At 68.5% G+C, this 9132-nt stretch carries 9 protein-coding genes and 1 pseudogene; 6 read left to right on the top strand and 4 right to left on the bottom strand.

The genetic code is table 11. From position 1 onward, the window contains the following. Positions 1–40: 40 nt before the first annotated feature. A complete protein-coding gene (locus ACIQ51_RS13600) occupies positions 41–397 on the bottom strand; it encodes a four helix bundle protein (protein ID WP_396205600.1) in 357 nt (118 codons plus the stop codon). A gap of 374 nt (positions 398–771) precedes the next feature. Between ACIQ51_RS13600 and ACIQ51_RS13605 the strand changes: the two genes are divergently transcribed. From ACIQ51_RS13605 to ACIQ51_RS13625, 5 genes are all read left to right on the top strand, one after another. Continuing rightward, on the top strand, positions 772–2301 hold the full coding sequence (locus ACIQ51_RS13605) for a methionine--tRNA ligase (protein ID WP_396205601.1): 1530 nt from the start codon (positions 772–774) through the stop codon (positions 2299–2301). A gap of 205 nt (positions 2302–2506) precedes the next feature. Further along, complete coding sequence (locus ACIQ51_RS13610) at positions 2507–4366, top strand: hypothetical protein (protein ID WP_396205602.1); 1860 nt, start codon at positions 2507–2509, stop codon at positions 4364–4366. A gap of 13 nt (positions 4367–4379) precedes the next feature. After that, entirely contained in the window at positions 4380–4958 is a 579-nt protein-coding gene (locus ACIQ51_RS13615) for a Tfp pilus assembly protein FimT/FimU (protein WP_396205603.1), read from the top strand. Beyond that, positions 4955–5362: a prepilin-type N-terminal cleavage/methylation domain-containing protein gene (locus ACIQ51_RS13620; RefSeq protein WP_396205604.1), complete on the top strand. Its 408-nt coding sequence runs from the start codon at positions 4955–4957 to the stop codon at positions 5360–5362. The genes ACIQ51_RS13615 and ACIQ51_RS13620 overlap by 4 nt, the downstream gene beginning before the upstream one ends. Next, a complete protein-coding gene (locus tag ACIQ51_RS13625) occupies positions 5359–6315 on the top strand; it encodes a PilW family protein (RefSeq protein ID WP_396205605.1) in 957 nt (318 codons plus the stop codon). Before ACIQ51_RS13620 ends, ACIQ51_RS13625 begins: the two co-directional genes overlap by 4 nt. A gap of 5 nt (positions 6316–6320) precedes the next feature. Here the strand turns inward: ACIQ51_RS13625 and ACIQ51_RS13630 are convergent, their stop codons facing one another. From ACIQ51_RS13630 to ACIQ51_RS13640, 3 genes are all read right to left on the bottom strand, one after another. Next, on the bottom strand, positions 6321–6917 hold the full coding sequence (locus ACIQ51_RS13630) for a LemA family protein (RefSeq protein WP_396205606.1): 597 nt from the start codon (positions 6915–6917) through the stop codon (positions 6321–6323). A gap of 83 nt (positions 6918–7000) precedes the next feature. Then, on the bottom strand, positions 7001–7720 hold the full coding sequence (locus ACIQ51_RS13635) for a hypothetical protein (protein ID WP_396205607.1): 720 nt from the start codon (positions 7718–7720) through the stop codon (positions 7001–7003). Positions 7721–7795: 75 nt separating this feature from the next. Beyond that, positions 7796–8674: a TPM domain-containing protein gene (locus ACIQ51_RS13640; RefSeq protein WP_396205608.1), complete on the bottom strand. Its 879-nt coding sequence runs from the start codon at positions 8672–8674 to the stop codon at positions 7796–7798. Between the two features lie 124 nt (positions 8675–8798). On the opposite strand from ACIQ51_RS13640, the pseudogene ACIQ51_RS13645 reads away from it, so the two are divergent. Continuing rightward, positions 8799–9132: pseudogene (locus tag ACIQ51_RS13645) on the top strand (hypothetical protein); the annotation flags it as partial.

A 9132-nucleotide genomic window follows, 5' to 3' on the forward strand; every position in this document is an offset into this window, starting at 1 on the left:
GCGCGGCGCTTCGCTGGCGCGTCGGGGGTGGGGGTCGGGGCTACTGTGGTGGGATGCTTGCTTTCAGGGCGAGGAGCATTCGCTGCACGGTCGCCACCTCGTCACGAAGGTCGAACACGACCTTTGCACTCAACACGTCGTGGTCGAGGCACACGGTCAGATGTGCTTCTGTTTCGGCAGCCGAGCCAAGCGCGATATCGAGATGTCGGCGGAACTGCGGGTTGGTACCGAGTCCACGTCCCTCCGCGATATTGGCGCCGATCGATTGCGATGACCGGCGGAGCTGCGAGACCAGCGCCGGATCTGTAGACGCGGGCTTGCCTCTGGTGGCGTCGTAGATGCGGGCGGCGAGATCGTGCGAGCGCTGCCAGACCTTGAGATCGCGATGTGATGGCATGGCGTCAGCATACCGTCTGCTTCGCACCCGACTGTCATCGGAATCGTGCGCGCTTGGTCAAACCACCGCCGGTCGGGGTCAAAGCCGCGGAAGAGCCCCCCCCCCCCCCCCCCCCCCCCCCCCCAACCCCCCGCCCCCCCCCCCCGCCCCCCCCACCCCCCCCCCCCCGCGCCCCCCCGACGCGCCAGCGAAGCGCCGCGCCACCCCGACGCGCCAGCGAAGCGCCGCGCCACCCCAAGCAGCGACTCCGACCGTAGGAAGACCACGACCGTCGTTGCTGTGCCCTGACCGTAGTGGCCGTACCCCGACCGTAGTGGCAGTGCCCCGACCCCGACCCCGACCAACAAGGCGACCAGCCCGGTTAGATTGTCCCCATGCCGCGATTTTATCTGACCACCGCCATCGATTACGCGAACGGCGATCCCCATCTCGGCCATGCGCTCGAGAAGATCGGGGCCGACGTCATCGCCCGGTACCGTCGCCTGTGTGGTGACGACGTCCATCTGCTGATCGGCATGGACGAACATGGCCAGAAAGTCCAGCAGACCGCGGCCAAAGAAGGCGTGGCGCCCCAGGCCTTTACCGATGAGATCGCCGGACGCTTCAAGGCCATGTGGGCCAAGCTTGGCGTGTCCTACGACCAGTTCATTCGCACCACCGAGGCGCACCACAAAGACGGCGTGAGCGCGCTGATCCGGCGTATCGCCGAGCGCAGCCCGGACGACTTTTACGAGCGGTCGTACACCGGCATGTACTGCGTGGGCTGTGAGGCCTTCAAGCAGGACGCCGACATCGTGGACGGGACGTGCGTGTTGCATCCCACGCGCACGCTGGAGGAAGTGGAGGAGCGCAACTGGTTCTTCCGGCTGTCCAAGTATCAGCCATTCCTGCAGGAGTTGCTCACCACCAACCCGTCGTTCTGCGAGCCTGAGAGCCGCCGCAACGAAATCCTGGGGCTGTTGGCGCAGGGGCTCGAAGACATTTCCGCGTCGCGGGCGCGTCTCGAGTGGGCCGTACCCTTTCCGCTGCCGTTGTCGACGGGCGAGACCCAGGGCACGTACGTGTGGTTCGACGCACTGCCCAACTATCTCACGGCCACCGGGTTTCCCGACGCCGGCTACGAGGCGCGTTGGCCTGCCGATCTGCACATCATCGGGAAAGACATCACCCGCTTTCACGTGGTGATTTGGCCGGCCATGCTGCAGGCGGCCGGGTTGCCGTTGCCGAAGCAGGTGTGGGCGCACGGGTTCGTGCAGTTGGGCGGCGAGCGATTCTCCAAGAGCGCCGGCGTGAAGCTTGATCTTGGCGAAGCGGTGGACCGTTTCGGCGCGGATGCGTTCCGCTACGTGTTGCTGCGCGAAGTGCCGTTCGATGGGGACGGCAACTTCTCGTGGGAGCGTTTCGAGGAGCGGTACACCGCGGATCTCGCCAACAACTTCGGCAATCTCGCCAGCCGGGCGATCGCCATGGTGGAGAAGTATTGCGATGGCGTGGTCCCGTCGGCGGCGCGTCCTGCGCACGAGGAGGGCGACGACGCCGAGATCGCGACGTATCACCGTGCCATGCATGGCGACGAGGGCTGGCTGCTGCACGACGGGCTGTCGGCGGTGTACCGCCTGACCGCGCGCGCCAACGAGTACACGGCGGCGACGGCGCCGTGGGCCGTGGCCAAGGATCCGGCGCGGCGTGCGGAGCTCGAGCAGATCCTGGCGTCGCTGATCCGTCGCATTGCCCGGCAGACCGTGTTGCTCGCCCCCTTCATGCCCACCAAGGTGGAGCAGGTCTGGCAGCAGCTGGGTGGTCCTGGCGCCGTCGCCGATCAGCGTTTTGCGGGGCTGGACGCCCTCGACGTGGGCGGCTGGACGGTGACCAAGGGGGAGCCGCTCTTTCCGCGGCCGGCGTGAGATCCGAACGGCGGGCGGCCACCGCACGATAGCGCTGGCCAGCCGGCCGGATCACACGGGCGGCACGGAGTATCACGCGGGCTGCATCTGCCGTTACGGCCGCGCCCCACGTCGTCCGACGTGCGCGTCGTGCCACGGCCGGCATGTTGCCTCATGGCGAACGGTTCGTATGTCCTGCGTGACGCCCTCGCTCAGGAGAATCCACATGCGAACCGATCGATGGGCCCCGTTGCCCGCCGCGCCGCGGCGCCGGACGGGGTTTGCGCTGGAAGTCGTCCTGCTGATGCTGGTCATGTTCTCGGTGATCGTGCTCGCCGGACTGTCTGCCGTGACGACCATCTCGCGGACCTCCAATGCGGACTATCGTGGCGCGCGTGCCAGCTATGCCGCCGAGGGTGCGGGCGACGACGTGATGTCGCAGCTGGATGCCGCGATGCAGGATGGCATCATCGATGGCGAGGACATTGCTGGCATTCAGCGCCCTGAGCTGTCGGGCTTCCGCATCGAGCAGTCCACGCGCACGGCTGGCGTGCCGGTCTCGCGGACCATCACCAGCGGCCCCTTCGCGGGGCTCTACGCGCTCAATCAGCCCATCGACATCGAGGTCTCGGCGCGCGACAGCTCGGGCAACCGGGCGCGGGCCGTGCTCTCCGTCAACGCGCAAACGATCCCGCTGTTTCAGTTCGGCGTGTTCTACGAGGACGACCTCGAGATCCTCCCGGGGCAGCCCATGACCTTCGCCGGGTGGGTGCACTCGAACGGCAACATCTACCTGTCGTCGAACAGCGCGACCTTCCAGAGCAACGTGACCACGCCCGACAGCGTGTTCTGGCAGCGGAAGGACCGCAACGAGCGATTGAACGGCGTGTTCATTCACAACGCCACCGGCACGCCGGTGCGGCTCGACTTCGACTCACGCAGCCTCGCCGGCGCGAGCTTCAAGACGCGTAGCGAGCAGCTCTTCAACGGTCGGCTCATGACGTCGGCCTACGGCGTGCGGCCGCTCAAGCTGCCCCTCCCCTCCGACATGGCCGCCGTCACCTTGGTGCTGCCGCGCGACCACGCCGATCCCCCCATGGTGCGCGACGTGAAGATGGCCTGGAAGTCGGATTGGCACGTGACCGTGGACGCGAGCGCGTTGGCGGCGGCCACCCCCGCGCAGGCGCAGGCCCAGTTGTGCAGCACCATCGCGTACCAGCGCACGAGTGGCCTCGACGTGCCCGACGCGGCCACGTGCGCGCAGATTTTCCGACCGGTCGCCAACGCATTCTACGAGGGGCGCGAAGATCTGCGCCCCGACCTGATCGACATCCATCTCGACGCCTTGCGTCAGTGGACCGATGCGGCGCCGGCCACGCGCACGCCGCGCATCCTGTACGTGCAGGTGACGGGGCAGACCACCGCGGCCGCCAACGACTATGTGGCGGTGCGGTTGCGGCAGGGGGCGCAGCTGCCGGCGCCGCGCACCGCCGGCACCCCGGGCGGCCTCACGATCGCCACCGACCGGCCGCTGTACGTGCTGGGCGACTTCAACACCACCAACTGGCGTCCGGCCGCGCTCATGGGGGATGCCATCACCTTCCTGTCGACGCCACCGAACCCCGGCATGGTGTCCACCACCGCCGTGCCCGTGTCGGTCCGTTGCACGACGAGCAGCACCGGCTGGTGCGACGGCTTCCAACAGAACTTCGCACGCCGCCCGGCACGCGAGACGACCGTCAACGCCGCACTACTGGTGGGGCACTCGGCCACCAGCTGTGACTACGCCCGCGGCTGCGGCACGCCGACCTACGGCGGCGGCCTCGAGAACCTGCCGCGCTTCCTCGAGAGCTGGAGCGGCGTGGTGTTCCGCTACAACGGCTCGCTCGTCTCGCTCTATCGCAGCCGGTTTGCGACCGGGCTCTGGGGGAACACCCTCAACCCGGGGTTTTCCAACGGCAGCTACTACGATCCTCCCACCCGACAGTGGGCCTTCGACATCAACTTCCGCTTCCCCGACCGACTGCCGCCAGGCACACCATCCGTCGGCACGGTCATCCAGACCGCCTTCCGTCCACTGTACTGATCACGACGGATTCATGCGCGCAGCCCGTCGTTCGCCGATGCCCCGCCTCGGCTTTTCCCTGATCGAACTGCTCGTGGTGCTCGTGATCGTGAGCATCGCCATGGGGATGATGCTCCCCCGCTTCCGCATCACGGCGTACACCGCCGTGCAACTCATGGGCATGCAGATGGCGCAGGACATCGATGTGGCCCGGACGCGTGCGCTCACCACCCGGTTGCCGGTGCGCGTGCGCTTCCATACGTCCACCGGGACGTACGGGGGCTATCTCGACCACGACGGCGACGGCGTGTTCGCCGAGTCGGCGGTGGAGTGGCAGGCGTTGCGCGGTTTTGGCGAACGTCGGCTCGACCAGGGCGTGCGCTTCGGGCGCGGCAACGCCCCGCCCATCCCCGACAACAGCGCCGGCGGCGACATCACCTTCGCCGAGGCGCGGGTGGACTTCGACGCGCGCGGCCTCGTGCGCCCCATGGGCACCGGTGGGGTGGTGTATCTCGTGAAGGCGGAGAAGCCCGACGCGGTGGTGGCCGTGGCGGTCACCCCCTCCGGCAATACGCGCCTGTGGACATGGCGCACCGAGGAGGGATGGCGATGAGGCGACGCATCCCCCGCACGCGGCGCGGCTTCTCGCTCGTGTCGATGATGGTGGCGATGATCCTGCTGACGGTGGGACTCCTGTCCCTCGCCGGGGCGAATGCGCAGACCGTCACCCTGCAGACCGTGGCGCAGAACCGCACCAATGCGATCGCCATCGCGCGCAGCTACGCGGAGCAGCTGCGCACGCGAGACCCCTGGCGCGTGCAGAGCGAACCCGTAACGCGCCTCTCGGCCGATGGCGTGCCGCAGGTCAACGGGCCGTATCGGCGCTCGGTCGTGGTGCGCGACGTGCGCAGAAATCTCCTGCAGCTCGACATCGTCGTGGACTATCCGCGCTCGGCGCAGCCGGTCAGACTCACCACGGCGCTGTTTCGCGGCAACGGACTCTCGGGGGCCCTATGATCCAGCACCGGCGGATCCATCACCAGGGACCGCGGCCGGCGCGGCGTGGGTTTACGCTGCCCGAGGTGCTCATTGCCGTCACCGTCGGCATGATCGTGCTTGTGAGTGCGGTCAACTTTTCCGTGAGCAGCTGGACCACGCGGCGTGGCTGGACGCTGCGCGAAACGGTGGACCGCGACGCCCGGTTTGTGGGCCTTTCCCTCGCCCGTGACGTGCAGGAGGCGGGGATCGCCTTCACCAGCACCCCGGTCTTCGCGTCGGTCGATGCCGGGGGCGATACGCTGTCGGTGTTGTCCGTGCCCTTCTCACCGGCGGAGGCGCCGGTGTATCCCATCTACGACGATGGCGATCCGGCACCCACCTACCCGCCGGGTGGCACCTGCGGGGCCACCTGCATCGAGTTCCAGCGCGTGGACGGCCGCGTGGATCTTGCCGCCGGCGATGTCGTGCGGCTGCAGGTGGGCTCGGTGCGTCGGCTGCTGTTGCTCACCTCGGTCACGCCGATGGGCACGACCCAATTCCGCGTCACCTTTCTCCCCACGGGGCGGCTCGTGAACCGGCCGGCCGGCATCGACAGCCTGCTGCTGGCGCGCACCGGGACCAGCATCCAGAAGACCACCTTCGTGATGTACTGGCGCGATCCGGCCAGACGCTCCCTCATGCGCGCGGACCGCCTCGATGCGAGTGGACAGCCGGTGCCCTCGATGATGGCCAGCGAGGTGGAGGCGTTTGAAGCGCGCCTTCTGTTCACCGCCGGCACCGAGCACCCCAGCTACCACGGGCTCGATGCCGACACCACGAATGACGGCAATGACATCATTGGCGTGAAGATTCGCACCAAGTTGCGCAGCCAGCGCACCGACCCCGCCGTGAGCGGCGGTCAGCCGATCTCGCGGTGGTACGAATGGCAGGTGGCGCCGCGCAACTTGCTGTACGAGAAGAGCCGGTTGTAGCGCGCTTACTTCTTCTCGAAATCCACGGTGGGCGCCGAACGCGCGGCGGAGTCGGTGACCTCGAAGTACGCGCGTGCCGTCGCGCCGGTGGCCTTGGCGGTGAGCACCTGCGGGAACTTGCGGATGTACTCGTTGTACTGGCGCACCGCGGTGTTGTAGTCGGTACGGCTCACGGCAATACGGTTTTCCGTACCGGTGAGCTCATCCTGCAGGCGCAGGAAGTTCTCGTTCGACTTGAGCTCCGGATACGCCTCGATCGCGACCGTCAGGCGCCCCAGCGCGCCGGTGAGCTGCTGGTTGGCGTTGGCCAGTTCGACCGGATCGGAACCGCCCGACTTCTGCAGGGCGCCCACGAGACCGGCGCGCGCCTGGGTGACCTCGGTCAACACCCGCTCTTCCTGGGCCGCGAAGCCCTTCACGGTGTTCACGAGGTTGGGGATGAGGTCCGCCCGACGCTGCAGCTGCGCATCGATGTTCTGCTTGGCCTGAGCGGCCTGCTCATCGAACGACTGGATCGAGTTGTAGCCGCACGCGCCGAACGCGAACGGAAGAGCGAGCGCGAACAGCATCGCGCGACGACGGGACTGGCGAAGGAACGACACGGAAGACTCCTCGGAATGGCCTGAGATGTGGTGCAGAACATACTACGGACGGGGGAACCGTCTGGTTACAGGCGCGGCCGGCCTTACCCGCCGTCCAGCGCATCCAGATGCGCCACCAACGCCGACATCCCCGCGACGTACCCCTCGAGCACGGTATCGGTCTCGGTGGGCGAGAGGGTGCCGCCGCGCTTGAGCGCGGCGACCTGCGTGAAGGGGTGCGCGTCGAAGCCGCAGCGCGCGCTGGCCGCCGCAATGACCTGGGCGGCGTCACGCGGGGGCTGCTCACCGTGCAGGCGCATCACGGCGCGGAAGAGCACGAGCAGCGTGCTGAGGCTGGCCCGCAGGAGCTCCTGCTGCTTGGCGGTGTCGGTGCCGGCCACCATCACCCCGCGGCGCAGCCGCAGCAGCTTGCCCATGCTCTCCTGCTCGAGCTGCAGGCGCAGGTGTTCGGGGCGCACGGTGATGCCCTCCAGCGGCAGCGTCCCATGGAGCACGCGGTGCCGCTCGAGGATGTCGGCGTATTCCATGGGGAAGATGTCGGCGGAGGTGCGCCATTCCTGCACGGTCATCTCCAGCACCGGCGGATTGCCCGCCTCCGACCATGCCCGCATGGTTTGCCCAAGTGACCGCATGGTCGACAGCGGCAGCGCGGTGCACAGCACCATCACGTTCACGTCGGACTGCCCCGTGATGGCTTCACCGCTGGCGGCCGAGCCGTACAGCACGACTGCGGCGAGCGCGTCACCGTGCGACTGCGTGAGCTGCGCCACGAGCGCATCGAGTGACAGAGAAGGAGTTGCCATGGAGTACGAGAGGGGAATCGAGGGATGCGAAACACTGCGTACGAACCTGCCGGCCTTGGCCGCTACCAGTCGGAGCTACCAGTCGGAGCCACCACCGCCGCCGCTGAACCCGCCGCCGCCGCCGAAGCCACCGAAGCCACCCCCGCCAAATCCGCCGCCACCGAAGCCCCCGCCGCCCCAGCCGGAGCCGCCCATGGAGATCGTCGGGCCCGGCACGGGAATGGGCAGGCAGCCAACGCAGCCGCGACGGCGACGACCGCCCAGGGAGCTCAGCACGAAGAACGCGATGACGAGGAGCAGCGCCACCGGAAACTGGCGGTCGCCGCCACGACTCCGACGCGTCCGCTCGGGGGGCCGGGGCTGGCCGTCGAGCGTCACCGTAAACGCGGCGGCATACCGGTCCGCCACGCCGAAGGCGATGGCCTCCATCGCGCCGGCGTAGTCCTGCTCCTTGAACCGCGGGGTCTGCGCACGACACAGGTCGCCCGCGGTCGCGTCGGTGAGGAACCCCTCGGCCCCCTGCCCCACCTCGATGCGGCATCGGCCGCGCCCGTCGGTGGCGGTCTCCTTGGGGACCAGCAGGATCACCACGCCGGCGTTGCGCGCGGCGTCGCCGATCGCGGCGTCGGCGCCGATCTTCCACTCGCGCCCGAGACGCAGGGCGACCTCCTCCACCGGCCGGCCCCCGAGGTCGGGGAGCGTGACGACCACCATGTCGCCGCGGGTCGCCGCATTGAGGCGAAGGGCGAGGTCGGTGAGCCGCGCTTCGGCCTCGGGCGGGAGCACATTGGCGAAGTCGTTCACGTACCCCACCGGCTGCGGCAGCGCCGGCGGCTGTGCTCCCCCCGTGGCCCCGGGAAGGAGAAGCGCCAGGCAGACGGCGCCAACCGTGAAGAACCATGCCAGCGATGGCCTGTGGGTGCTGCGGCGGGTACTGCGAGCAAAGAAGATCACAATGCAAAATACTACGGCACACGCGGCTGGAGGGTTCAATGCCAGGCCGGCCGTGGCCGGCCGTGGCAGGCCACGGCCGGGCGCGTGGGGTGCGCCATCGGGTCCGGGACGCTAGGCTTCACCTATGCTCCGTCTCCTTCCCGTCCTCCGCGCTGCGGCGCTGATCGTGTCGCTCTGCGCCACCGCCGCGTGCGGCCGAGCGGATGCCGCATCCAGACAGCGCCCCGTCGACGCCGAAGCGACCTCGGCGGTCACATCGGGGAACGCCGGTACGCCGTCGGCCGGCACGCCCGCCCTGCGCGATTCGCTCGCCGACGTGGCGATGATGCAGAAGGCCGACAAGAGCCGGCTGCTGGGGGCGGAGTCGGCGATGTGGGTGGTGATGATCAGCGACTTTCAGTGCCCCTACTGCAAACAGTGGCACGACTCGTCGATGGCGAAGCTCAAGCGCGACTACA

The organism is Gemmatimonas sp. (assembly GCF_044344655.1).
Taxonomy (GTDB): Bacteria; Gemmatimonadota; Gemmatimonadetes; order Gemmatimonadales; family Gemmatimonadaceae; genus Gemmatimonas.

Excerpts from the sequence above, each read along its gene's own strand:
- ACIQ51_RS13600 (WP_396205600.1), bottom strand. The coding sequence starts at position 397 with ATGCCATCACATCGCGATCTCAAGGTCTGGCAGCGCTCGCACGATCTC.
- ACIQ51_RS13605 (WP_396205601.1), top strand. The coding sequence starts at position 772 with ATGCCGCGATTTTATCTGACCACCGCCATCGATTACGCGAACGGCGAT.
- ACIQ51_RS13610 (WP_396205602.1), top strand. The coding sequence starts at position 2,507 with ATGCGAACCGATCGATGGGCCCCGTTGCCCGCCGCGCCGCGGCGCCGG.
- ACIQ51_RS13615 (WP_396205603.1), top strand. The coding sequence starts at position 4,380 with ATGCGCGCAGCCCGTCGTTCGCCGATGCCCCGCCTCGGCTTTTCCCTG.
- ACIQ51_RS13620 (WP_396205604.1), top strand. The coding sequence starts at position 4,955 with ATGAGGCGACGCATCCCCCGCACGCGGCGCGGCTTCTCGCTCGTGTCG.
- ACIQ51_RS13625 (WP_396205605.1), top strand. The coding sequence starts at position 5,359 with ATGATCCAGCACCGGCGGATCCATCACCAGGGACCGCGGCCGGCGCGG.
- ACIQ51_RS13635 (WP_396205607.1), bottom strand. The coding sequence starts at position 7,720 with ATGGCAACTCCTTCTCTGTCACTCGATGCGCTCGTGGCGCAGCTCACG.